Below are 23,739 nucleotides of genomic sequence, written 5' to 3' on the forward strand. Positions count from 1 at the left end.
GTCCGAGTTCTCGGGCGAATAACTACCTACTATCCCAGGTTAAGCTATGAAAAACTAAAGTTTTTTCGACCACAACCTGAGAGTTTCCAGAGAATGCGTGACAGGGTGCGAGCGCACCCCCCCGCCCCCGGAATGTTATGGTGAGCTCATAGCGCATCGAAGAAGGGCAGATACCTTGAACACCAGTATGAGCGTGCCGCCTCTCGGCTACGGTTTTCACCTCACGAACACTCCCCTGCCGCCACTGCAGGAGGTTCTGGAGAACCTTTTCACGGTCGAAATTCCGATGACGGTCACCTTCCGTGGGGTCAATAGCCGCCAGAGCGCGCTGATTTGCGGCCCGCACGGCTGGGGCGAGTTCGCGCCCTTCCTCGAGTACGGTCCGCAGGAGTCTGCGGCGTGGCTTGCCTGCGCGCTGGAGGCGGCGTGGCTGCCCACCCCGGAGCCGGTGCGTACGCGCATCCCGCTGAACGCCACTCTGCCCGCAGTACCTGCGGAGCGTGTGCCGGAGGTGCTCGCCAAGTACGCCGGTGATATTCAGGAACTCAAAATCAAGGTGGCTGAGAAGGGCCAGAGCCTCGCCGACGATATTGCCCGTGTAGCGGCGGCACGAGAAGCACTCCCGAATGCACGCCTGAAGGTGGACGCAAACATGGGCTACACCTTCGCCGGTGCCCTTGATGCGCTGCGCAAGCTCTGCGAGTACGGCATTATCTACGCCGAGCAGCCCGTGGCATCCATTGAAGATATGGCGGCGCTCCGCTTTGCCATTGCCAAGGAGGGGCAGCCCGCCCGCATTGCCGCGGACGAGTCGATTCGTAAGGCGGAAGACCCGCTGAAGGTGGCGCGCGCGAACGCCGCGGACCTGATGGTTATTAAGGCGGCACCTCTGGGCGGTGTACGCCGTGCGCTCGCGCTGGTGGAGCAGGCGCAGCTTCCGGCGGTGGTTTCTTCTGCGTTGGAGTCTTCGGTGGGCATTGGTGTCGGTGCGTCCCTGGCGGCTTCCCTTCCGACTTTGAGGTACGGGTGCGGTCTGGGCACGGTCTCCCTCATGGCTGAGGACGTCACCGATGAGCCGCTCATCGCCCGCGACGGGTTCATGGACCTGCGCACCATCACCCCCAGCCCGCAGCGCCTGGAGCGTCTTGCCACCGATGAGCAGACCCGCCAGTGGTGGGTGGAACGAGTTACCGCCTGCTACCGCGTTCTGGAACGCACCGCTGATCTGTAACGGCTAGTGCCGTAATGATGAGGTCGTGAAGGGTAACCATAACTGAAGGAAAATGCCCTCGGCATTAGAATGGTACGGTGACTGAAAACCGCTCAACCCCCGCCATGCTCACCGCAGTATCCGTGCTCGATTCGCTGATTCGTGCCGGTATGCGGCATGTTGTCGTGTCTCCGGGATCCCGCAGCGCACCTCTTGCGTACGCTATTGCCGCCGCCGCTGAAGCCGGCGCCCTGATTGCGCACGTGCGTGTGGACGAGCGAAGTGCAGCCTTCACCGCCCTGGGTATTGCGAAGGCGTCCGGTCAGCCGGTGGGTCTGGTGTGCACCTCCGGTACGGCGCTGGGCGAGTACATGCCCGCTGTCATGGAGGCGTACCACGCCGGCGTGCCCCTGGCGGTGCTGAGCGCTGACCGCCCGGAGCGTCTGCGCGGTAGCGGCGTGAATCAGACGACCCGCCAGGCGAGTTTCTTCCATCCTTTTGTGCGTGCTGAAGCTGATTTGACCTCCTACCCCGAGCAGGTGGAGGGTGAGCAGACTCAGGCTTTTGCCGCCTGCCTGAATGCGCTGACCGGTCGTAGTGCCGAGCATTGGCGCAAGCAGTCGACGGAGCCGATTGGCCCGGTGCACCTGAACATTTGTTTTGATACGCCGCTGACCCCCTCTGGCCGTTTTGCGCAGATGCTGCCGCAGTGGGCGCAGAGCCTGCTGGAAGATTACGACCCGCAGGCTGAGGGTCGCGCCCGCGCCGCCCGCGCCGAGGGTTCCGGGCTCTCCAGCGCCGAGCAGCGTTGGCTTCTGGATTCTTTGGAGGCGCAGGCGGACCTTGCGGAGTTCACCCCGGCGCACCGTACCGTGGTGGTTGCCGCTGACGGTGCCGGCGAGTTTGCGGCGGAGTTCGCGCGCGTGCTGAACCTGCCGCTGTTTGCGGAGCCTTCCTCCGAGGCGCGCCACGGCGCAACCTCCATTCCTCACTACCCGCAGCTGCTCGCTGATGGTTCGTTCGCCCCCGCCGCGCAGATTGAGCGTGTGGTGCTCTTCGGCCACCCGACGCTTTCGCGCCCGATTACCGCACTGCTGGAACGCGAAGATATTCAGTGCGCGTTCTACGCCCCGCGCCGCGCCAGCTGGTACGAGCCGGGCGCTCGCTCCTTCGTGGAGCTGTCAACCCCGCACGAGCTCGCCGAGTTTGCGTGCGCATCCTCTGCTGCCGCTGATGAGCTGGTGGACGAGCTGAGCTGGCTAGAGCAGTGGGTTGAGCCCGCCCGCGAGCTGCAGGATGAGTGCCTGCGCGCCATTGCCGCCTACGAACATCCCGGTGCTGAGAGCACGGTTGACTACACCGATTACCGCAACCGCACCGCTGGCCGCTCCTACGCCCGCCGCGTCTGGCAGGATGCGGTGGCTCAGCGCCGCCTCATGGTGCTGGGTTCTTCAAACCTGGTGCGTGATTTGGATGCGGCAGCCCCCGCCCTGGGCGAGCCCGCCCCCGCGCGCGTGTTTGCTAATCGCGGTCTTGCCGGTATTGACGGGACGATTGCGACCGCTATTGGTGTGTCTCTGTCTGGCTACTATCCTGCCGGTGTGGATGAGAACTCCCTCCCGGTCATTGGTGGTACCGCCCTGCCGGTGACCCTGCTGTGCGGTGACCTGACCTTCCAGCACGATGTGTCCTCGCTGAACCTGCCGAATACGGAGCTTCTTCCCGAGCTGCGTGTTGAGGTCTTTGACGATGCCGGTGGCGGTATTTTCACGACCCTTGAACACGGTGATATGGCTCGTCAGGAGCAGTTCACCGCCGCTGTGGACCGTTTCTTCACGGTGGCTGCCGCCCCGAACACTGATTTGGCGCGCATGGCTGCCGGGTTTGGCACCGAATCGGGCGTTGAGGTGCGCATTCACACACCCTAAAACTGTTTCTAAAGGCAGCAGGCTAAGCCCCGTGCGCAGGGTTGAACGATATACTGAAAATTACCTGTGCCGTAGCCTTCCGTGGCTGAAAGCTAGCCGGTCGTAGCGGTTTCACTCGCCGTTGCATTCGTGTTTTTTGCGCGCCTGCTGACGTAAGGCACCCTATCTATCATTTATTGACCTTCACGCTCTTGCCGCTGATGCACACCGCCCGCGACCCGAGGTTTTACCCCGGCTAGCCCGGTGCATGCGGCGGACGTCGCTCCCAAGGATTCTCATGAGCTCACTCGATATTATTGTTGCTGTCCCCTCCGGAGCCGGTTGGGTTCCCGTACACGCCATGGCGGAGCTTCTCGCCCGCTACACCGGCGGCACCGTGCACACCGTGGATGTGGGCGCATCCCTCAGCAAGGAGACCAAGCTTCTGGCGCGCCTGCCCCGCCTCAAGGGCGGCTCTAAGCGTTGCCTGGTGATTGCTTCTGACCCCGGTCAGCTGTACGCCATTTCGCAGCGTTCCTTCGCGTTCCGCCGCTACGGCGCGATTTACGGCTGGGTGATTGATAGTTTCTGGGATGACCGTATTCCCGCGGTGGCTAAGTCCTCCACCTACGACCGTATTTTCGTTGCGGACGTTGACGACGTTCAGCCCTGGACCGCTGCGGGCGTGAAGGCCCCCGGCGTTCTGCCCTGGGGTGCGGATGTTTGGAGCAAGTTCAGCGACCGTCTGGCGGCGCTGGAGTCGAAGAGCACCGACCTGCTGCGCGTGGGCCGTCAGCCCGCCGCCTACGAAGATGACGAGGCGACCGCCGCCCTCGCCGGCGAGCTGGGTCTGAGCTTTGAGGGCCGCCCACCCTTCGGCGCAAATGACCGCGAGTCGGCTCAGCACCTGCAGGATTCTCTGAACCGCGCGAAGTTCCTGCTGGCGTTCTCTACTTCGGTCAGCCCGGCACCCTACACTCACCCGACCAAGGAGTACATCACCGGTCGTTGGACCGATGCGTTGGCTTCGGGCGTGACCGTGGTCGGCAAGGTTCCGAACACGACCACCGTACGCGAGATTCTCTGGGACGGCGCGACCATCGACATTGACCACGCGGATGCTCGTGCGGGCCTCGCGCAGGTTGCCGAGGCTGCCTCCCGCTGGACTCCGGCACAGGGTGAGCAGCAGATTCGTCAGGCGCTGCAGCGCCTGGATTGGCGTCACCGTTTCGTTCAGCTGTGCGAGGCAATGGGTGAGGTCCCTGCCTCCCTGAAGGCTGATTGCGAGGCAATGCGCGCCCAGTACGTTCAGCACTAAAAACGTCACCTCGCTGAAGGTAAACAGCTGAGGCTATATAAAAGGTGAGGGCTGGTTTCTATCACAGAAACCAGCCCTCACCTGTATTTATACCCCATGAGGCATATTGCATACGGGGTTTAGTACGATGCCTGACCCAGAGTAATCGGACCCGTGAAACCACTGGTATCCGGGTGCTCCGAATCGAGGTACGCCGCCACCGGTGCGTTCTCCAGCTGAGCCAATCGATCCAGCAGGAAGCGAGTCGCACCCGGCGCATACGGCAGCTTATACATTGCCGCGGTAGTTGCTTCATCCTCACGGTCCAGAGTGGAGGAACGAATCGACTCAATAGCGGTCACCATGGTGTTACGCTCACGCTCCACAAAGGTGCGGTCTACCGGCTCACCGTTACCGGGCACATACACGCGGTAACGATCAAATTCGAGCACGGCACCGAGAGTGTCAATCCAACGGTCGGGGAAGGAATCCTCGAAATAGGGATCGGTACCCTCTTCAATCAGACCACCCATGAAGAGCACGTCTTCAATACCGACCAGAATGTCACCATCGGTGTGGCCGGGACCCATGTACATGAGGGTTGCGCTACGCTCACCCAGATCAATGGGGGTGAAGGTAATGCCGTCACCGCTATTGGCGACCAGGCGGTTGGGGACAATAATATTGGTGGCTGCACCCTGATGGTGCGCCATTTCCGGTTCGAGCGTCTCGACGTAGGGACGCTGCGCCTCACCGTATTTACGAATTGCGCGCGCGGCGCGAGGATGCGCCCAGAATTCTTCGGCACCCATTGCCGCGAAAACATCGTTACCGAAGAAACGCTCATAGTGTCCATGAGTGTTTACGACGGTGATAGGAAGGCGCGTGAGACGGCGAACCTCATCATAGATTTCGGTTGCCTGACGGGGACCTGCGCCGGTATCCACGACAAGTGCCCGTTCCAGTCCGAGGACCAGTCCGGTGTTCAGTCGGTAGTTGTCGGTCGCAATACGGTACACGCCGTCTGCGAGTTCAATAGTACGAGCCATAGATACAACCCTACTGTAATTTTTGGCGACTGAGGGGCTATTCGGGCTTCTGGAGAACATATTTTTGCACTATTGCACATCACTAAGGGCATAAAAGTGCATCATTCCGTATAATTACGTCTCTACGGGCAGGTGGCACGTGATGCTTGACAACCTCTGCAGATTGATTAGTCGGGTAGCGCATTCTCCCAGCTAGTCCAGCTCTGATTAGGCTCTGAGCAAGAACCAGAAATCACGCCCTATAGGATAGGAGTATGACTTCTTCCCTCACCTCGTCTTCCACCCCTTCGAACCTGCCTTTCCCCAGCGGTACCGGACGCTACGCCCCCTCCCCTTCGGGGGATTTGCATCTGGGTAATTTGCGTACCGCTATTTTGGCGTGGGCGATGGCGCGCCGCGGTGGCAAGTCCTTCTATTTGCGTGTGGAGGATTTGGATCGTGTGCGCCCGGGTGCTGCGGAGCGTCAGATTGCTGACTTGGCGACTCTGGGCCTGGATTGGGATGCGAGCCCCGGCACCTCGACGGAGCGTATTGAGGGTAGCGAAAGCACCGAGGGCAAGGAGGCAGGGGTGCTGTATCAGAGCACGCGCCTTGCCGCCTATGAGCAGGCGGTTCAGCACCTACGAGAGGCGGGCCTCGTGTACGAGTGTTACTGCACCCGCCGCGAAATTCAGGAGGCGTCGAGCGCCCCGCACGGTGCACCGGGCGCCTACCCGGGTACTTGCCGCGACCTAAGCGAGGACCAGCGGGAGGAGCGCCGCACCCAGCGTCCGCCGGCTCTGCGTCTGCGTGCCGAGTGCACGAACTACACGGTACAGGATGATTTTTACGGCACCTACACCGGCCTGGTGGATGATTTTGTGCTGGTGCGCAATGACGGCACCTACGCCTATAACCTAACCTCCGTGGTGGACGATGCTTTTGTGGGGGTTGAGCAGATTGTGCGCGGTGATGATCTGTTGCCTTCTGCGCCCCGCCAGTCGTATTTGGCGCAGCTTTTGGGTTTGACGCAGCCGCGTTACGCGCATGTGCCGCTGGCGCTGAACGAGGAGGGCAAGCGCCTGGCGAAGCGTGACGGTGCGGTGACTCTGCCGCAGTTGCGTGAGGCGGGCGTTGAAATCCCTACGATTTTGGGGTGGATTGCCGCATCTATTCCGGTGTATAACGCCGATGGCTCCACCCATTCGGCGGATGTTCCGGTGCCCAATGCGGCAGCGATTTTGGAGCGTTTTGATCCGGCTCGTATGGCTACTGAACCATGGGTTGTGAGGGATCTCTAAGCCTCTGTGACATTGTCGTGTAACAGTTCAACACTCCGAACGGCTTTTAAATTTTTCGTTTAATTCGTTTTAGATGCATATGCCATTGAGCGTTTGCGTTGCTTTTCAACTACATATCTTTCACTCAAGTGCCCGAAACCCTGAAATTCAAGGATTTTTCGGGCACTTTTTCGCACACGCTCCCACAATGACCCACGTGTACGACCATGGATTTTACACAGAAAATACATATTTATTCCATAGATCCTCACCCCTAAGCGTCAAATAGACTTTATTTTCAGTCCTTCAAAGCCTAGACTGTATCCTATGCCACTCATAAAGTTATGGGGTAGCGCATAAATACACACAGGCGCACACTACCACCAGGAGAGAAGGAACATTATGGCCGCGAGTACATACCAGGTCATCGCGCTGGCGATTTATTTTGTTGCCATGATCGCAATCGGCCTATGGGCAAATAGCAAGAACAACAGCCTCGACGACTATGTGCTGGGCGGGCGTCAGCTCTCCCCCACCGTCGCCGCACTCTCAGCGGGCGCCTCCGACATGTCCGGTTGGCTCCTCATGGGTCTGCCCGGCGCCGTCTACCTCAGCGGCCTCTCCCAGGCATGGCTCGCCGTCGGCCTGACCATCGGCGCATGGTGCAACTGGACGTTCGTGGCACCGCGACTGCGTAGCTACACCGAAGTAGCAGGCGACGCAGTGACCGTCCCAGTCTTCCTGAGCAACCGCCTCCATGACACCAAGCGCGTGCTGCGCATCGTCTCCGGTGTCGTGATTCTGGTATTCTTCACCTTCTACGTCTCCTCCGGTATGGTGTCCGGCGGTCTGTTCTTCAAGTCCTCCTTCGGTCAGGAATACCACACCGGTATGCTCCTGTTGGCAGGCATTACCGTGTTCTACACCTTCTTCGGCGGCTTCATGGGCGCGTCCTACACCGACATGGTTCAGGGTCTGCTCATGCTCGCAGCACTGATTGCCGTTCCGGTCGTCACCATCATTGACCTCGGCGGCGTGGGCCCCGTGGTTGAGTCCATCAGCCAGGTACGCCCCGACGCACTGAGCATCTTCGCGGGTACCACCTTCGCCGGTATTGTTTCGTCCCTCGCATGGGGTCTGGGCTACTTCGGTCAGCCGCACATTATTGTGCGATTCATGGCAATGCGCACCCCCGCGGACGCTAAGTCCGGCCGCCGCATCGGCATTAGCTGGATGGTTCTGACCGTGTTCGGCGCACTGAGCGGCGCGTTCATGGGTATCGCCTACTTTGCACGCCACCCCGAGGCGTCCCTCACCAACCCCGAAACCGCAGAATCCGTGTTCCTGGACCTCTCGCAGATCCTCTTCCACCCCTTCATCGCCGGTCTGATTCTGGCGGCGGTTTTGGCGGCAATTATGTCCACCCTCTCCTCGCAGCTGATTGTGTGCTCCTCCGCTCTGGTGGAGGACCTCTACGGCATCTTCTCCTCGAAGAAGCTCAGCGCTTCCAAGTCCCTGTGGCTCGGCCGTGCAGGCGTGGCAATCGTGGCACTGGTCGCAGGTGCCCTGGCGTGGAACCCGAACAGCTCGATTCTGCAGCTAGTCGCATTCGCGTGGGCGGGCTTCGGTTCGGCATTCGGCCCGACCGTTCTGCTCTCCCTCTACTGGCGTAAGCTGACCACCCAGGGTGCACTCGCCTCCATGATTACCGGTGCCGTTGTGGCATTCGCTTGGGGCCAGAGCCCGATGAAGTCCGTGCTCTACGAAATGGTTCCCGGCTTCGCTTCGGCAATGCTGGTCGCAATCATCGTCTCCCTGGTCACCTACAAGAAGAACCCGGTCATTGACGAAGAGTTCGACCGCGCGGTAGAGCTCGCAAAGGTCAAGTAGCCCACAAATAATCGAGACCGGGTAAGGTTCCTTACCCAACCTCTACGGCCCGGACCGCACACACGCGGTCCGGGCCTTCTTCTATGCTCGGCAATCTGATTCGCTATACCGGGCTACCTGATTCGCTACGCTCGGCAACCTGGTTCGCAGCCTCACCTAGCGCCCGGGCAACGTAGAATAGGGTCTATGACTGCACAACTTCCCGAAAAGGTCTCGGACATCTTCAACCCCGCCGACTGGCGCGTCGTCGAAGGCTTCGAAGACTTCACCGACATCACCTACCACCGCCAGGTTGAGCGCGACGAAAACGGCGAAATCCTGCGCGATCTGCCCACCGTGCGCATCGCATTCGACCGCCCCGAGGTCCGCAACGCATTCCGCCCGCACACCGTGGACGAACTCTACCGCGCCCTCGACCACGCCCGCATGACCTCCAACGTGGGCACTGTACTGCTCACCGGCAACGGCCCCTCCGCCAAGGACGGCGGCTGGGCATTCTGCTCCGGCGGCGACCAGCGCATCCGCGGCCGCGACGGCTACCACTACGCCAGCGGTGAGACCGCAGAAAGCATCGACCCGGCACGTGCAGGCCGACTGCACATCCTGGAAGTGCAGCGCCTCATCCGCACCATGCCCAAGGTCGTTATCGCACTCGTCTCCGGCTGGGCTGCAGGCGGCGGCCACTCCCTACACGTGGTGGCTGACCTGACCATCGCCTCTGAGGAGTACGGCAAGTTCAAGCAGACTGACGCAACCGTCGGTTCCTTCGACGCAGGCTACGGTTCGGCACTGCTTGCACGCCAGGTGGGCCAGAAGTTCGCCCGCGAAATCTTCTTCCTCGCCAAGGAATACGACGCACAGCGCATGTATGAAATGGGCGCGGTCAACGACGTAGTTCCCCACGCCGAGCTTGAGAACAAGGGCCTGGAATACGCGGCGCACATCGCCCGCCAGTCCCCGCAGGCAATCCGCATGCTCAAGTACGCCTTCAACCTGCCCGACGACGGCATGCTCGGCCAGCAGGTCTTCGCCGGTGAGGCAACCCGCATGGCGTACATGACCGACGAGGCTGTGGAGGGCCGCGACGCGTTCTTGCAGAAGCGTGACCCGGACTGGTCCAACTACCCCTACTACTTCTAAGAGACAGCCCCTTCTACAGAAGTAGTTTCAGATGCATAGGCTCGGAGCCGGATTCAACCCTGAGAACCTCAGCTAAGAATCCGGCTCCGGCGCATTTGATGCCGCACCGGCATATGACACCGGCGCATGACAGCACGCAGCCGCTACAAACAGCCGCTAAGGATTTAGCCATGATGAACACCCCCGTACCCGGGCTCATGCCCTCCCCCGCCCCGCAGGAGGTTGCCCTGCATCCGCAGGCGGTACAGGTGCGTGCCGATCAGCCCGCCGACCCTCACGCCATGCTGGGCGCCTTTGAGCAACTACTGGGCGGGTACGCGGCGGATGCGGGTGCGGCTGCGGAGCCTATCGCGCTGGTGGTGGGCACCTCCGGATCCACCGGAACCCCCAAACGCACCGCACTGACCGCGCGAGCTCTTGCCGCCAGTGCGGCAGCCACCGAGCAGTTCTTCGGCTCAAACTCCGATGCTGCCTCGCAGTGGCTCCTGGCTCTTCCGGCGCACTATATTGCCGGCGCGCAGGTGCTCGCCCGCTCCGTACTCGCCGGTACCGCCCCGGTCATCGCCCGCTCCGTCATTGAGCCCGTGCACTTTAGCCCCGAGGTTTTTCTGCAGGCGGTTGAGCGAATGAGCTCGGCACGCAGGTTTATTTCCCTGGTACCGACCCAGCTACATAAGCTCCTTGAAAGCGCGGACGCCGATTCGCACCTGGGCGCTGATATTCACGAGGCGCTCAGCTCCTTCACCGGCATCCTGCTCGGAGGCGCCCCCGCCAGCGCCGACCTGCTCGCCGCCGCCTCCGCGCTGGGTCTGAATACGGTAACCACCTACGGTAGCGCCGAAACCGCGGGCGGATGCGTCTACTCCGGCTCCGTACTGCCCGGCGTGCGGGTGGAGCTCGTGCCCGAAGAAGGCATGCCGACCGCGCCGAATATCGGCGGGAAGCCGGCGCATGAAGAGTCTGCACAGGTGGGTCGCATTTGGATCAGCGGCGCGCACCTCGCCAGCGGCTACATTGGCGATGCAGCCCGCACCGCCGAGCACTTTTTCACCGCCGCGGACGGCACCCGCTGGTACCGCACCGACGACTACGGGCTGCTGAGCCCTGTAGCGGCTCCCGACAGCAACGAGAACTGTAGCGAGCCGCGCCTGCAGGTACTCGGCCGTAGCGACGACGTGCTCATCAGCGGAGGCGTGAAAATCTCCGCCCGCGCAGTGGCGACCGTCCTCGAAGAGCACCCCGCAGTGCGTGAAGCCTGCGTGGTCGGGCTACCCGATGCCCGCTGGGGCACCGCCATTGCCGCCGCAGTCACGCTCGTGCCCTCTGCCGATGCTGCACCTACTGAGAATAGCCCCGCCCTCACCGAAGAACTCTGCGCCAAGCTGCGCGCCCGCTGCGCCGAAAAGCTCGGCGCGCCCGCCGCACCCAAGCAGCTGAGCATCCTGCCGGATTTCCCGCTCACCAGCACCGGCAAACCGGACCGCGCAGAAATATACAGTATCCTGGACAGAGACTACCGTCAGGGCTAGAGCAGGCTCATCCGCGCATTTTCACCCCGCACACGCACCCGCCCGCATGCCCTGACCGTCACCGTCACAACCCGTCTCATCACAAAACCCACGCATCATACGCACATAGACCCGGAAGGAACCCCCGTGGCAACTGCCGCCCAATGGATTGAAGGCGCTCGCCTGCGCACCCTGCCGCTCGCCGTCGCCCCCATTATTGCCGGCTCAGCTGCCGCCTACGAGATCAACGAATTCAAGCCGCTCTACGCGTTCTTGGCGTTCCTCGTCGCGTTCTTCCTGCAGGTCGGCGTGAACTACGCCAACGACTACTCCGACGGCATCAAAGGCACCGACGAAGACCGCGTGGGTCCGCTACGCCTCGTTGGTTCCGGCGTGGCAAGCCCCCGCTCCGTCAAGTACGCCGCCTTCGCCTGCTTCGGCCTAGCGATGCTTGCCGGTCTTGCCCTGGTGGCTCTGGCGAACCAGTGGTGGTTCCTGGCGATTGGCGCCTCCAGCGTCTTCGCGGCGTGGGGCTACACCGGCGGCAAGCACCCCTACGGCTACATGGGCCTGGGCGACGTGTTCGTCTTCGTCTACTTTGGTCTGGTTGCGACCCTGGGCACCCTCTACACGCAGGCACACACCCTGACCCTGCTCGGCTGGGTTGGTGCTATCGGCATTGGTCTGATTTCCTGTGCGCTGCTCATGGCGAATAACGTGCGTGACATTCCCACCGACATTGAGGCGGGCAAGCTGACCATGGCGGTCCGCCTGGGCGAACGCTGGTCGCGCATCACCTACATCGTGGAGATGGCGCTGGCCCTGGGTCTGGGCGTGCTCCTGCTCGATGAGAACCCCTGGTTCCTGCTGATCTTCCTGCTGGTCGGCCCGACCATCCACTCCTGCGTGACCGTGTGGACGCGCGGCGGCCGCGAGCTGATTCCCGTGCTCAAGCAGGCGGGTATTGTGGCGCTCGTGTACTCCATGATTCTTGCCCTCGCCGTATGGCTCGGTTCGCTGGATATTATTAGCCACGAGGTTCAGGTGTTCACCGGATACTAAGCCGACGTACGAATCTGCGCCGGGTTACCGCGCCGTTAAGCCGCTAGCGGGCACCCGGTTCATAGTTCCGCAATAACGCGGCGGTATGTCATAGTAGTGCTTATGATTCGAGCCATGCTGATTATTGGCGGCGCCGCCCTCATCGTGGGGCTGACCCTCTACACCCTCTTGGACGCCGTCCGCACCCCCGCACACGAGGCGCGAACTCTGCCCAAGTGGCTGTGGGTTATCGTCACCCTGCTCTTCCCCGTGGTGGGCCCGATTATGTGGCTCATCCTGGGCCGCCCCAAGGCACAGCCCGCAGCAGGCGCTCCTCGCCCCGGCTTCAGTCAGCGACGCAACACCCCGGCGCCTTCGGTATCTTCCCCCGACGACGATGAAGAGTACCTGCGCTGGCTCAAGGCAAAAGCAGAACGCGAACGCCGCAGCCGCGAGGCAGAATCGAACAACAAGCAGGATTCTGATCTTAAGGATCCTGACGACGGCACCCCGACTCAGGGTAACGGGCATAACTAGTCAGGACAGCTAGACTTGCAGCTCGTGCGCCCCTCAGGGTGTACAGAAAGAGGCTGTGAGCACATCCGTAACGGATGGGTTCACAGCCTCTTTCTATGCTCAAAACAGCTTGGGGAACTAGCTACCGGGTTTGTTAGCTGCCGGGCAGCTGAATCACGCCACCGTACAGCGGCGCGGCAGGCTCCGAATACTCCACAAAACGCGGCATCTCATGCTCAAAATCAGTGGTGCTAAACGCCAGAGTCGTAATCGACGCCAGGTTGCACTCACGAGCGCGCGGGTCATGCTGCAGCATGCGGCCCTCAACTCCCAGGCGAGTAGTCCAAATCGGCAGCTGGTGCGACACAATAATCGCCTCCGCACCCTCGCCGCCGCGCTCGTAGGCGGTACGCGCCGCATCCTGAACAGCTGCAGCCATACGGCGAATCTGATCCAGGTACGACTCACCCCAGGAGGGGCGCGCCGGGTTGTACAGCTTAGTCCAGTGACGCGGGTTCTTCAGCAGCTCCTGCGCGTTCACGTGCAGACCCTCAAAGTAGTTATCCGCCTCAATGACGCGCTCATCCGGCTGCGCGGTCAGACCCAGCAGTTCCTCAACCGGGGCGGCAGACTCACGGGTACGCTGCAACGGCGAACAGACCAGATGCACAAAACGGGCGCCGCGCTCAGCACGAGCCGCGAACTCCTCCGCGCTCAGACGCACCATCTGCTGGCCCTTATCGGACAGACGGTAGCCGGGCAGACGGCCGTACACGATACGCTCGGGGTTGTGCACCTCGCCGTGACGCATGAGGTGAACTTTAATGGTGGAAGTTTCAGTCATAATCTCAGTCTCTCAGATAGCGCGCCGCACCCCAAACAGGTGACCCCACATACGCTCTACAAAACACGGCATAAAACCCAGCCCGCAAAACTGCAGAAACGCAAAAACCCCGCCTCTCCATACGGAAGGCGGGGCAAAAGAAGTCTATTTACTTCTTGTTGCGGCGCTGGTGGCGGGTCTTACGAAGCAGCTTGCGGTGCTTCTTCTTGGACATACGCTTGCGGCGCTTCTTGATAACGGAACCCATAGGATTTCCTCACTTTACTCGTACCCGGCCGAGCCATTCGGCTCGGTAGCTACCCGGGGATATTTATACCGGTATAACCGATCCAAAACGCATTTTAGGCACAGAAATACCCTTGCGTTTTAGAGCGCTACCTACCTAGAGTACTAGGTTTACCCCCATTTTCACCATTCGAGAGCGGCTTTTCAGAAGTTTTCCCCTGAATTTCCGCTTTTCCCACGGGCATATCGAGGGTATCTCCGGGTCAAAATGGGGATTCGGCAGCCCTAACGGCGCTTCTTCTTCGACTTCTTCGAGCCCTTAGCGCGGCCATGAGACAATACCGAACCGGAAGAAGCTACAGCACCCTCAGAAGTGCTCTCCTCAGTCTGGAAGTCGGTCTCAACCGGCTCCTCAGCCGATTCCTGCGCGGGGTCCTCAGCGGGTTCTTCAACCGGCTCTTCTACAGAAGCCTTCTCAGCAGAGCTTTCCGCTGCGGATTCTTCCTCCGCTGCCGCGTGCAACGCCTTCAAACGCTCAGCGCGCTCAGCCTCGGCACGAGCCAGCGCCTCCTCATCAATGACGGGCTGGGGCTCAGGCTGGAGCTCATGCTGGGGCTCGGACTTCGTTTCAGCCTTCAGAGCCTGCTCCTTCACTGCCTGATCCTTCTCAGCGCTCTCCTGGGCTTCATCGTGCTCAGGCTCGTACACGTCCACGCCGAAGAAACGCTTCATCTTCGAGAAGATGCCGCGGCGCTCCTGCACCGGCTCCTCATGAGGAAGCTTCTCATAGGTGTCGTGGATGGTCGCAGCCGCCTCAAGGCGGGTAGGCTCAGCAGGCTGAACGGCGGGCGCCTCCTGGCGCGCAGGGGCACGCAGAACATTCTCAGCCGACTCAGTCTCCGCAGGAGCCGCAGCAGTCACAACAGCCGCAGGATGCACGGTACGGGCAGGCGCAGTCAGCACCTTGCTACGATCCACCGGCTTAATAATGGTCGCACGCACCGGAGAAATAATCTGACCGCTACGACGACGCGGAGCCGCCGTAGAAGCACGCAGAACCTTCGCGGGACCCTCAGCCTCTTCCTGCGCGTACGCGGCAGGGAGGCTCGGCAGCTGACCGCTGGGGGTCTGGGAGCTGAGGGGCTGGGAAGTGAGAGTCTGGGAGGCCGGCGCCTGGACACCAGATACCGGAGCCGCAGAAGCAGCGGGGGTTACCTGCGCTACCGGGGTGCTGCGGCGCGGGGTACCGAAGCTCAGCGGCACATCCGGGCTCACCGAATGAGCGGCAGGCTGTGCGGTGGCTACGGAAGCCGCAGCAGGTGCGGGCTGAGACGCAGCGGGAATCGTACGTTCTGCCTTGTCAGAAGCAGAAATATCCGCACCAGTTGTAGTATCAGCAGAGGTATCAGTCAGCCCGAAGGAAATCTCAGACCCCGCCTCATCACCGTGGGCAACCTCGGGTTCAGACTGCGCAGACACCGCAGCAGAAACCGGAGCAGGAACCTGAGTCGGCTCATCCGGCGCCGCAACAGGAGCATCCGCGGCAGGAAGTGCCCCCACATCGGCGAAGGACGGGTCATCCTGCATCAAATCATCAAAGTCATCAGCGGCAAACTCATCCACATCAACCGGCGCAAATTCAGAAGCAATCGGCTCACCCGGCAGACCGTTCGCAGAGGTCGCTTCCTGCTCCAGGTCAATACCGGCATCGGAATACATGCCGCGCAGCTGACCAATCACCATGGAACGAGCCGTCGCAGCGTCGCCAGCCTTCAAAGCCTCCGCAATAGCGCGACTCTCAGCGCGCAGACGCTCCACAGCGCTACTCCACAGCGGCATACGGCCCACCAGCGACAGCATCGACTCAAAGCTCGGCTGACGCACCGACGCGAGCAGACCCACCAGCAGCTCATTACCGGCGCAACGCATCACCTGGTGGTGGAAAGTCAGCAGAAGCTCGAGGAAATCACGAATCGACAGGTCGAAATCTTCCATCTGCTCCAGGACCTCGTCCATCTCCGCGAAGGAGGTGGTCTTCGGGTCAATACGCGCAATCGCCCAGCTTTCCAGCAGAATACGGGTCTGCACCAGGTCACGAGTCGGGTAACGCGAGCTGGACATGTGCAGGCGCAGAGCGGCACTCGCCGCGGAAGCCGGCTCGTCACTCAGATGCACCAGAATTTCCTTGCCGCGACCGTTGTACAGCTGCACCAGATCCATATCTTCCAGGGTGCGTAGAGCCTCGCGGGTGCGGGAACGACTCACACCAATAGCGCGCGCAATTTCGCTATCGCTGGGCAGGTCCTGGCCCAGCTGAATGTTGCCCTCGAACAGTTCGTTCTCGAGCCAGCGCAGAATTTTACGATGAATAGCCACGTGAATGCGTCTTTCGGTCAATAAGGTGAGTGAGAGTGTGTGTGCTTTATACAGAGTTATGCCGGAGGTCGAACGGCGTCAGGGCGCGCTTTAGCGGCGGCGACCACGCAGGAAGCCGAAGAGACCACCGCGGTGGTTATCCTTCGCCTCGGTGCTGGTCGTCTCAGTGCTGGGGCGGTACACCGAATCGTAGGCGGGCATGGTCTGGTACTCGGGCTCCTCAGCGGAGGTTTCAGCCTTAGCAGGCTCACCCTCGACAGGCTCATCTTTGGTGAGCTCATCATTGGCAGGCTCACCCTCACCGAGTTCAGCCATCTCAGTAGCTTCTGCGGGCGAAGCTGCTTCCTCAACAGACTCAGCCTCAACAGATTCAGCCTTCACGGGCTCTTCTGCCGCGGCTTCATCCACTACGTTCTTCTCAATCACAGACTTTTCAGCGGCAGAATCCTCAGCTGCAAATTCCTTGCGGGTTGCTTCTTCCTTGACGGATTCAGCGGGTGCAACAGGCTTCTCAGCTGCACCCTTTTCGTCGGCAGCCTTTTCCTCGGCAATCTTTTCAAGCACAACAGCCTCGGGGATCACAGGGATAGGCTGAATCGAGCCACCCACAACCGCAGCGGGGTCGATGCCATAAGGCACCACAGCCGCAGGCTGAGGGAATACCACCGGCTTCTGCGCTACAACAGGCTTAGCCTCAGCAGGTGCCGCAGGGGTAGCGGCCTGAGCGGGGGTTGCCGACGCCGCGGGGGTCACCCCAGCGTCGTAACCGTAGGCTGCGGGAGTGAAGGGACGCATCGGGGTGCTATCCACTGCCTCTTCCTGCGGGGTAGGCTCAGTAGCTCCTGCCTTCTCAGCGACAGCTTCGGAAGCGGCACTCTCAGCAGCCTGCTCCGCAGGGCGCGAGTAGATGCGCGCGCTGGGGGTCAGGTACTGGGCGCGGGCGCGCTGAATGCGTGCCTGCTCGATTTCCTCGGGGGTGGGCGCCTCAACGACGAAAGTCTCAGAGCCGGTCTCATCAGCCTTCTCCGCGGTTGCGGCGGGCGCAAGCTTCTGAGCGGGTTCTTCAACTTCGGGCTTCGGAGCGCTCTTTTCAGAGGTCTTCTCGGCCGGCTTCTCGGCTGCGTGCTCAGCCGTCGCCTTATCCGAGGCAGATGCAGTCACGCCACCGGGCAGTGCCACGGGCACGTGTGCTTCGCTGGACTGACGTGCAATCTGAACGGTCTCGTTAATCCACTCGGTCACGGTGGCGAATACATCCGGGTTCAGGGAGTAGAGGCGACGTTGCCCCTCCACGGTCACGGAGACCACGTCTGCATCGCGAAGTACTTTCAGGTGCTTCGAAATGGTCGGCTGGCTCATGCCCAGCTTTTCAACCACTGCACCCACAGTGTGGGTTTGCTCAGCGAGAATACGCACAATTCGGCGGCGAGTCGGATCCGCGATGACAGAAAAAACATCAGAATGCATATAGCGATTATGACATATAAAGTGGCGCCTCAAGCTTAGAATGAGGCTGATACAGAAATTACCTTCAAAAATTCTGAAAGACCCCTGAATACTAACCTAACGTGGAGCCTTGAAAGGGGGAAAAGCATGAAGTGCCTATCACATCTAATGTTGATTTCCTGTATCTCATCCTAGGCATATGCGACCCAGCAAACCCCTCAATACTTATATAACCAATACAGAATATATAGTTTTCGTGGCTCCACCCCACAAAACCAGCCGTACGCCTTCTCCGAACTCACATATTTACCCCCGAACCACCAGACCCCCCAACCCCCTCAGCGGGCACCCGGCGCGATACACTAGAAGGCGTTAAACACAGGCTCAAACCGCCGCCCAACACATCAACACACCAACACCCAGACACCCACTGAAGGAGGCGCATGGGACGCATACTCCGCCGCACCCGGCGCCGACACCACCACCCCCAGGGCCAGCTCAACCGCCGCTGGGACACCCTCAGCGGTGCCACCTCCGAACCGCAAAAGCAGCAGGTTCGCCGAAGCCGCCGCGACCGCCTCGAAGCTGAAAAGCTCAGCATCCTCACCAGCGTGCCCGGCATCGATCTTGACCGTCTGCCTACCCTACGTGACCACGAAGACCCCAAGACTCAGCGCAAACGAACCCCACTAGAGTTCAACCAGAAGACTCTCGAACGCTTCCGCGACTTCATTGATTCCTCAGTTCTGGCGTCTCCCTCACGCACCGCAATCGGTGCCTTCTTTCTAGTCATCATCTTCTTCACCATCATGCTGTCCCTGCCGATTTCTTCGGCAGACGGGCAGCGCGTCGCGCTACACCACGCGGTCTTCACCTCAACCAGCGCGGTCACCGTGACCGGTCTGACCACCGTCTCCACAGCAGATCAGTGGTCAACCTTCGGTCAGGCAATGATTCTTCTCGCCTGCCAGGTGGGTGGCCTGGGCACGCTGACCATCACCTCCCTGCTGGCGCTGGCTATCGGCCGCAAAATGGGTCTGCGCACCAAACTCATCGCCCAGGAAGACCTGAATATTAGCCGACTCGGCGAGGTCGGCGGCATCGTCAAAGCGGTGGCGTACGCGTCTTTCTCCATCGAAGCGTTCATTGCAATGCTCCTCACCCCACGATTCCTCGCGCTCGGTGAAGCACCACACGAGGCCCTGTGGCACGGCATTTTCTACGCCGTCTCTGCCTTCAACAACGCCGGATTCACCCCGCACTCAGACGGTATCGTGCCCTACGGCCACGATCTCTTCCTGCTCGTGCCCATCTGCATCGCGGTGTTCCTCGGCTCGCTCGGCTTCCCCGTGTTCATTGCGATTCAGCGCAACCCCTTCCGCCCCTCACACTGGCAGCTCACCGCAAAACTGACCATGGTCACCACCCTCTTCTTCTTCGGTTTTGGTGCCTTCTTCTGGGGTCTTTTCGAATGGAATAACCCCGCAACCATCGGTTCCTACTCTCCCGGCGATAAAATCCTCAACGCCATCTTCGCCTCCGTGATGATGCGTTCAGGCGGGTTCAACCTGGTCGATATGAGTAGCATTACGCCCGTCTCCACCTTGCTGACGGACACGCTCATGTTCATTGGTGGCGGCTCCGGCTCGACCGCAGGCGGCGTGAAGGTCACCACCATCGCGGTCATTGCCCTGTCGATTCTTGCCGAGGCGCGAGGTGATCAGAAGGTCGTAGCGTTCAATCGCACCATCCCCGAATCCTCTCTGCGCATTGCCATCTCTGTGATTGTTATGGGTGCTACCGTGGTAGCTGTTGGCGCCGCATCGATTCTTATCATCAGCGGCGCAGATCTCAAAGAAGTCATCTTCGAGGTCATCTCCGCCTTCGCGACCTGCGGCCTCTCGAACGGCCTCTCCGCCAGCCTACCTCCGGCAGGCGTATACGTGCTCAGCGGCCTGATGCTCATTGGCCGTGTGGGCACCACAACCGCCGCGACCGGCCTGGCGCTGCGTTCACGCCGCCGCCTCTACAAGTTCCCCGAAGAAAGGCCCACCATTGGCTAGTGCACATAACGCCCCCGTCCTCGTGATTGGTCTGGGACGCTTCGGCTCCGCGGTGGCGGCCCAGCTGCGCCTGCAGAACAAGGAGGTCCTTGCTATTGAGAAGGACCCCGAGCTGGTGCAGAAGTGGTCCGGCGTGCTGACGCACGTGGTCTCCGCCGACGCGACCGATATCGACACCCTGCACCAGTTGGGTGCGGACGATTTCGGCTCCGCCGTGGTGGGTGTGGGCACCTCCGTGGAGGCATCCGTGCTAATTACCGCGAACCTCGTGGACATTGGTGTGGAGCGTATTTGGGCGAAGGCTATTACCCCCGCGCACGGCAAGATTCTGGAGCGTATTGGCGCGCACCACGTGGTCTACCCGGAGGCGGACGCCGGCCGCCGCGCCGCGCACCTCGTCTCGGGTCGACTGCTGGACTACATTGAGTTTGATGACGACTTCGCGATTGCGAAGATGCGCCCGCCGAAGGAAACCCACGGCTTTACCCTCGCCGAGTCGGATATCCGCTCCAAGTACGGTGTGTCCGTGGTCGGTATTAAGTCGCCCGGTGAGGACTTCACCTATGCGGACGCGACCACCCGCATTCATTCGCGTGACATTCTGATTGTGTCCGGTCAGGTGGACCTGATTGAGCGTTTCGCGGCGCGACCCTAAGCGCTTTTTTCCTCGCTGCAGCGGTTATCTTCCCCAGCTCTGTTGGTTTTGAGGAGCCGCAAATAGACATAGAAAAACAGCCTCTTCCCGTTCTGCCGGAGGAGGCTGTTTTTCTGTAGTTTCAGCTAGTCAGGGGGATGCTACCGGACGGTATTAGTCCCCGCTGGTTAGTCCCCGCTGGTTAGTCCCCACTGATTAGTCCCCGCTGACTAGTCCTCGTCAGCGGTGTACAGCTGGCTCATTTCTGCCGAACGTTCCGCGCAGGCGCGCATCGCCTGTTCGGTCAGCTGGAAGAGGCCACCGTCCACGAAGGTGTTCAGTGCACGCTCGGTGGTGCCGTTCGGGCTGGTCACGGCGCGGCGCAGGGCGGGCGCATCCGGGTTGGCGTCGAGCAGGTAGCCCGCGCCGGCAACGGTTGCGCTGGCCAGCTTGAGGGCGGTGTCTGCGTCCAGGCCGAGCTTCTCGCCGGCGGCTGCCATCGCCTCCGCAAGCAGGAACGCGTATGCCGGGCCGGAACCGGAGACGGCGGTGACCGCATCCATCTGATCTTCGCGGACCTCAACGACCAGGCCGACGGTGCCCAGGACCTCTTCGACGAGCTTCTTCTGTTCGTCCTTCACACTGTCGGTGGTGGAGATGGCAAGCACGCCCTTGCCCACGGAGGAGGGGGTGTTCGGCATACAGCGAACAATGGGCTGACCTGCGGGAAGGCAAGCAGCGAGGGTTTCGAGGGTCACGCCAGCAGCAACGGACACCACAACAGCGTTCGGTGCGAGTGCGGGTGCGATATCGCGGGCGAGCTCGACAATGCCGTAGGGCTTCACGCCGAGCAGCACGACGTCTGCGTGGGCGGTTGCCTTGTGGTTGCCGTCGGCTTCGCCGCCGGTGGTGATGATTTCTACCTTGTCGCCGAGGCGCTGGGCGAGGGCGGCGCGGGATTCTTCGCTACGCACGGTAGCGCGGATGTGTGCGGGGTCGTGGCCTGCAGCGAGCAGGCCCGCGGCGATGGAGCCGTTCATGGAGCCGGTGCCGAGAAAAGCAATAGTTGCGGTCATCGTTGATCCTTCCGTATGTGGTGCCTGCGCCGGGTGCCGCCGGTGTGTTCCGGGGCTACTGTTCTGTGCGCGGCGGGCGCGTGGAGGCGTACCCTTCCAGCATAGCGGGTGCGGCTACGGGCATGTGACCTGGCTCGTGTTTCTTCCGCGTTTTCTGGGCGGCGGCTTCACCTCATGCTCCGCACCCCAATGCGCTGGGCTCCGCTTCTCACGTTCTGGCATGCCGGGGAGGGCGTAATTCTGCGGGCGTAGAATGAAAACAGCTTCACCCGCGGCAGTTTGTGCCGGGCATGCAGCCTTCAAACCACACAGCACGCAACGCACAAAACCTCTGTTTCTATGTCTTCCCATACTGGTTCCTCCTCGAATTCTTCCCCGAATAGCCCGCAGAACCCTGCGGGTTTCCGTTCTTTTTCGTTTCGCCTCCTGCTGGGGCTGACCCTTGCCGCACTGGTCACGGGCGTGTTCAGCGGCTTGGGTGCGATTGCTCTGCATTATGTTCTGGACTTTATGCAGGAGCTAACTTTCGGTCAGTCTGAGGGGCATCACCCGATGGTGACTGACGGCGCCGATCCGGCGCGTCGTGCCCTGGTTTTGGCGGCGCTGGGCCCGTTTGTGGCGCTGGTGTGGTACTACCTGCAGTCCGGTGGGCGGCGTGTGGTCAGCGTGAAGTCGCAGATTGCCGGTACTACCGAGGAGGACCTTAAGCCCCCGCTGTGGCGGCAGATTTCCCATTCGGTGATTCAGATTGTTGCGGTGGGTGCCGGTTCCCCCGTGGGTAAGGAGGTCGCGCCGCGTGAGCTGGGCGCTCTGGCCGCGGGTCGATGCGCGCGTCTGCTGGAGCGTATTGGCGGCACCCGTCCGGATGGTTCGCTGCTACTGGGCGATCGCGAGCGTCGCCTGCTGGTGGCGGCGGGTGCGGCGTCCGGCCTGGCGGCTGTGTATCAGGTGCCGATTGGCGGCCTGGTGTACCTCGTGGAGGCGATGGCCGCGGGTCTGAGCCTGCGGTCGCTGTATGTGGGTGCGGTGACGGTGTGGACGGCGACGGTCACGGCGAATCTGGTGATTGTCAATGCGCCGACGTACCCGGTGCCGCAGCTTCCGTTGGATGCGACGACGCTGACGGTGGCGGCGCTGACGGGTGTGGTGTTGGCTCCGTTGGCGTTGGGTTTTAGGGCGCTGTCGCAGCGTGCGGAGAAGTTGAAGGCGAAGGACCGTTCTCTGTTGTGGCGTATTCCGGTGGCGTTTGTGCTGGTCGCGGTGGTTTCGCTGTGGCTTCCGGAGATTTTGGGTAATGGTCGTCTGCTGACTCAGCACACGTTTAATGTGTCGCTGGATACGGCGGCGGACGGCTTGTCTGCGGCGGCGGCAGTGTATGTGTTGGCGTTGTGCGTGGCGAAGGCTGCCGTGGTGTTGTTGAGCCTGCGTTCGGGTTCGTATGGCGGTACGTTGACGCCGGGTTTGGCGTTGGGTGCGGCGGCTGCGTTTTGTGTGGCGGCGCTGGTGCTGTGGGTGTTCCCTGCTTTGGGCGGGGTGCCGGGTGGCGCGTCGATGGTGTTGTATGCGGCGGCGTTGACGGGTACGGCGGCGTTTTTGGGTGTGTCGATGAATGCGCCGCTGTCTGCGTTGACGTTGTTGATTGGTTTTACGGGTCAGGGCGCGAGTGCGTGGCTGCCGATGGCGGTTGCGGTGGGTACGGCGGTGCTGACGCGCTGGGCGTGGACGCGAGTGTTCGGCTCTAAGAAGTAGCTTTCAGAAATAGGAGCGGCCCCGGATGCGTGTGTGCGTCCGGGGCCGCTTTTTAGACCGAGGTTTTCGATAGGTTAGTGCCTTCACCGTAGGTCTTTAACCCGCAGCGAAGACACTAACCTATCGATTTTTCCCTTAACCTATCGGCTATTCCTTTGCCCCGCCGCCACTCCCCTAGATTGCTGTTCATTCTTTTGGTCTGCAGTCCTCTCCCCTGGTCTACTACTGGGATTCTTCTACCGAGGAACACCCGCCACTATATGTAAATTCTTTGCGTGCAGGTACTTATTTGATACATAAAGCATTGAGGTATTCGTATGGTGATGTTTCGTTGCTGTAGCACCCAAAAGAATGCAAACGATGGCAAACATGCGGTAGGGTGGTAACTGTAGTGTTCCACAGCGCATTGATGCGCTTGTTAGGCACACTACGGGGCTGTTTTCCTTCCGGTGGTCAGCTTGACCTACGAATAATGGCCCGACTAGTAACTAAACAACACACCATCACCG

The 23,739-nt window shown here is 61.1% G+C and carries 18 protein-coding genes; 12 read left to right on the forward strand and 6 right to left on the reverse strand.

Annotated elements, in window-relative coordinates; all coding sequences use genetic code 11:
• Positions 1 to 187 precede the first annotated feature (187 nt).
• The 3 genes from HMPREF2528_RS02750 to HMPREF2528_RS02760 all read left to right on the forward strand — a co-directional run bounded on the left by HMPREF2528_RS02750 (position 188) and on the right by HMPREF2528_RS02760 (position 4,435).
• Positions 188 to 1,231 (forward strand): o-succinylbenzoate synthase, encoded by a 1,044-nt coding sequence (locus tag HMPREF2528_RS02750; RefSeq protein WP_070542220.1) that lies wholly within the window; start codon positions 188 to 190, stop codon positions 1,229 to 1,231.
• A gap of 77 nt (positions 1,232 to 1,308) precedes the next feature.
• Positions 1,309 to 3,138: a 2-succinyl-5-enolpyruvyl-6-hydroxy-3-cyclohexene-1-carboxylic-acid synthase gene (gene menD, locus HMPREF2528_RS02755; protein ID WP_049347105.1), complete on the forward strand. Its 1,830-nt coding sequence runs from the start codon at positions 1,309 to 1,311 to the stop codon at positions 3,136 to 3,138.
• Between the two features lie 277 nt (positions 3,139 to 3,415).
• Positions 3,416 to 4,435 carry a glycosyltransferase gene (locus HMPREF2528_RS02760; RefSeq protein ID WP_044150155.1) on the forward strand — a complete coding sequence of 340 codons (1,020 nt, stop codon included), beginning with the start codon at positions 3,416 to 3,418 and terminating at the stop codon, positions 4,433 to 4,435.
• Positions 4,436 to 4,554: 119 nt separating this feature from the next.
• Here HMPREF2528_RS02760 and HMPREF2528_RS02765 read toward each other — a convergent pair whose 3' ends face one another.
• On the reverse strand, positions 4,555 to 5,463 hold the full coding sequence (locus tag HMPREF2528_RS02765; RefSeq protein WP_049353383.1) for an MBL fold metallo-hydrolase: 909 nt from the start codon (positions 5,461 to 5,463) through the stop codon (positions 4,555 to 4,557).
• Positions 5,464 to 5,717: 254 nt separating this feature from the next.
• Between HMPREF2528_RS02765 and gluQRS the strand changes: the two genes are divergently transcribed.
• From gluQRS to HMPREF2528_RS02795, 6 genes are all read left to right on the forward strand, one after another.
• Positions 5,718 to 6,743, forward strand: a complete 1,026-nt coding sequence (gene gluQRS / locus HMPREF2528_RS02770) for a tRNA glutamyl-Q(34) synthetase GluQRS (protein ID WP_070542223.1) — start codon at positions 5,718 to 5,720, stop codon at positions 6,741 to 6,743.
• A gap of 381 nt (positions 6,744 to 7,124) precedes the next feature.
• Complete coding sequence (gene putP / locus HMPREF2528_RS02775; protein WP_070542226.1) at positions 7,125 to 8,612, forward strand: sodium/proline symporter PutP; 1,488 nt, start codon at positions 7,125 to 7,127, stop codon at positions 8,610 to 8,612.
• A 186-nt stretch (positions 8,613 to 8,798) separates the two neighbouring features.
• Positions 8,799 to 9,752 (forward strand): 1,4-dihydroxy-2-naphthoyl-CoA synthase, encoded by a 954-nt coding sequence (locus tag HMPREF2528_RS02780; RefSeq protein WP_049331736.1) that lies wholly within the window; start codon positions 8,799 to 8,801, stop codon positions 9,750 to 9,752.
• A 170-nt stretch (positions 9,753 to 9,922) separates the two neighbouring features.
• The gene (locus tag HMPREF2528_RS02785; protein ID WP_070542230.1) at positions 9,923 to 11,281 is read left to right on the forward strand and encodes an AMP-binding protein; all 1,359 of its coding nucleotides are present in this window, start codon (positions 9,923 to 9,925) and stop codon (positions 11,279 to 11,281) included.
• 126 nt (positions 11,282 to 11,407) lie between these two features.
• Entirely contained in the window at positions 11,408 to 12,322 is a 915-nt protein-coding gene (locus HMPREF2528_RS02790) for a 1,4-dihydroxy-2-naphthoate polyprenyltransferase (RefSeq protein WP_070542233.1), read from the forward strand.
• 102 nt (positions 12,323 to 12,424) lie between these two features.
• Complete coding sequence (locus HMPREF2528_RS02795) at positions 12,425 to 12,838, forward strand: PLD nuclease N-terminal domain-containing protein (protein ID WP_070542237.1); 414 nt, start codon at positions 12,425 to 12,427, stop codon at positions 12,836 to 12,838.
• A 133-nt stretch (positions 12,839 to 12,971) separates the two neighbouring features.
• Here the strand turns inward: HMPREF2528_RS02795 and HMPREF2528_RS02800 are convergent, their stop codons facing one another.
• From HMPREF2528_RS02800 to HMPREF2528_RS02810, 4 genes are all read right to left on the reverse strand, one after another.
• The gene (locus HMPREF2528_RS02800) at positions 12,972 to 13,661 is read right to left on the reverse strand and encodes a histidine phosphatase family protein (protein WP_070542240.1); all 690 of its coding nucleotides are present in this window, start codon (positions 13,659 to 13,661) and stop codon (positions 12,972 to 12,974) included.
• Between the two features lie 148 nt (positions 13,662 to 13,809).
• Positions 13,810 to 13,908, reverse strand: a complete 99-nt coding sequence (locus HMPREF2528_RS09010; protein WP_005504750.1) for a 30S ribosomal protein bS22 — start codon at positions 13,906 to 13,908, stop codon at positions 13,810 to 13,812.
• 263 nt (positions 13,909 to 14,171) lie between these two features.
• Positions 14,172 to 16,262 carry an FCD domain-containing protein gene (locus tag HMPREF2528_RS02805; RefSeq protein WP_070542244.1) on the reverse strand — a complete coding sequence of 697 codons (2,091 nt, stop codon included), beginning with the start codon at positions 16,260 to 16,262 and terminating at the stop codon, positions 14,172 to 14,174.
• Positions 16,263 to 16,352: 90 nt separating this feature from the next.
• On the reverse strand, positions 16,353 to 17,729 hold the full coding sequence (locus tag HMPREF2528_RS02810; RefSeq protein WP_070507062.1) for an ArsR/SmtB family transcription factor: 1,377 nt from the start codon (positions 17,727 to 17,729) through the stop codon (positions 16,353 to 16,355).
• Between the two features lie 422 nt (positions 17,730 to 18,151).
• On the opposite strand from HMPREF2528_RS02810, the gene HMPREF2528_RS02815 reads away from it, so the two are divergent.
• Together HMPREF2528_RS02815 and HMPREF2528_RS02820 are read left to right on the forward strand one after the other, a co-directional pair.
• On the forward strand, positions 18,152 to 19,771 hold the full coding sequence (locus HMPREF2528_RS02815) for a TrkH family potassium uptake protein (RefSeq protein WP_070507065.1): 1,620 nt from the start codon (positions 18,152 to 18,154) through the stop codon (positions 19,769 to 19,771).
• Positions 19,764 to 20,426, forward strand: coding sequence for a potassium channel family protein (locus HMPREF2528_RS02820; RefSeq protein ID WP_005504725.1), 663 nt, complete (start codon positions 19,764 to 19,766; stop codon positions 20,424 to 20,426). Before HMPREF2528_RS02815 ends, HMPREF2528_RS02820 begins: the two co-directional genes overlap by 8 nt.
• Positions 20,427 to 20,635: 209 nt before the next feature.
• Here the strand turns inward: HMPREF2528_RS02820 and proC are convergent, their stop codons facing one another.
• On the reverse strand, positions 20,636 to 21,481 hold the full coding sequence (proC, locus tag HMPREF2528_RS02825) for a pyrroline-5-carboxylate reductase (RefSeq protein ID WP_049346889.1): 846 nt from the start codon (positions 21,479 to 21,481) through the stop codon (positions 20,636 to 20,638).
• A 339-nt stretch (positions 21,482 to 21,820) separates the two neighbouring features.
• Here proC and HMPREF2528_RS02830 point away from each other — a divergent pair, with 339 nt between their 5' ends.
• Positions 21,821 to 23,230, forward strand: coding sequence for a chloride channel protein (locus tag HMPREF2528_RS02830; RefSeq protein WP_070542247.1), 1,410 nt, complete (start codon positions 21,821 to 21,823; stop codon positions 23,228 to 23,230).
• The last annotated feature ends 509 nt before the right edge of the window (positions 23,231 to 23,739 follow it).

The sequence above is a fragment of the Rothia sp. HMSC078H08 genome, from assembly GCF_001808955.1.
In the GTDB taxonomy this organism is placed as follows: Bacteria; Actinomycetota; Actinomycetes; order Actinomycetales; family Micrococcaceae; genus Rothia.

What these genes read in the sequence shown, in the direction of transcription:
- HMPREF2528_RS02785 (WP_070542230.1), top strand. Translation starts at nt 9,923, where the DNA reads ATGATGAACACCCCCGTACCCGGGCTCATGCCCTCCCCCGCCCCGCAG.
- HMPREF2528_RS02750 (WP_070542220.1), top strand. Translation starts at nt 188, where the DNA reads ATGAGCGTGCCGCCTCTCGGCTACGGTTTTCACCTCACGAACACTCCC.
- HMPREF2528_RS02815 (WP_070507065.1), top strand. Translation starts at nt 18,152, where the DNA reads ATGGGACGCATACTCCGCCGCACCCGGCGCCGACACCACCACCCCCAG.
- HMPREF2528_RS02795 (WP_070542237.1), top strand. Translation starts at nt 12,425, where the DNA reads ATGATTCGAGCCATGCTGATTATTGGCGGCGCCGCCCTCATCGTGGGG.
- HMPREF2528_RS09010 (WP_005504750.1), bottom strand. Translation starts at nt 13,908, where the DNA reads ATGGGTTCCGTTATCAAGAAGCGCCGCAAGCGTATGTCCAAGAAGAAG.
- HMPREF2528_RS02830 (WP_070542247.1), top strand. Translation starts at nt 21,821, where the DNA reads ATGTCTTCCCATACTGGTTCCTCCTCGAATTCTTCCCCGAATAGCCCG.
- putP (WP_070542226.1), top strand. Translation starts at nt 7,125, where the DNA reads ATGGCCGCGAGTACATACCAGGTCATCGCGCTGGCGATTTATTTTGTT.
- gluQRS (WP_070542223.1), top strand. Translation starts at nt 5,718, where the DNA reads ATGACTTCTTCCCTCACCTCGTCTTCCACCCCTTCGAACCTGCCTTTC.
- proC (WP_049346889.1), bottom strand. Translation starts at nt 21,481, where the DNA reads ATGACCGCAACTATTGCTTTTCTCGGCACCGGCTCCATGAACGGCTCC.
- HMPREF2528_RS02780 (WP_049331736.1), top strand. Translation starts at nt 8,799, where the DNA reads ATGACTGCACAACTTCCCGAAAAGGTCTCGGACATCTTCAACCCCGCC.
- HMPREF2528_RS02760 (WP_044150155.1), top strand. Translation starts at nt 3,416, where the DNA reads ATGAGCTCACTCGATATTATTGTTGCTGTCCCCTCCGGAGCCGGTTGG.
- HMPREF2528_RS02765 (WP_049353383.1), bottom strand. Translation starts at nt 5,463, where the DNA reads ATGGCTCGTACTATTGAACTCGCAGACGGCGTGTACCGTATTGCGACC.
- HMPREF2528_RS02800 (WP_070542240.1), bottom strand. Translation starts at nt 13,661, where the DNA reads ATGACTGAAACTTCCACCATTAAAGTTCACCTCATGCGTCACGGCGAG.
- HMPREF2528_RS02810 (WP_070507062.1), bottom strand. Translation starts at nt 17,729, where the DNA reads ATGCATTCTGATGTTTTTTCTGTCATCGCGGATCCGACTCGCCGCCGA.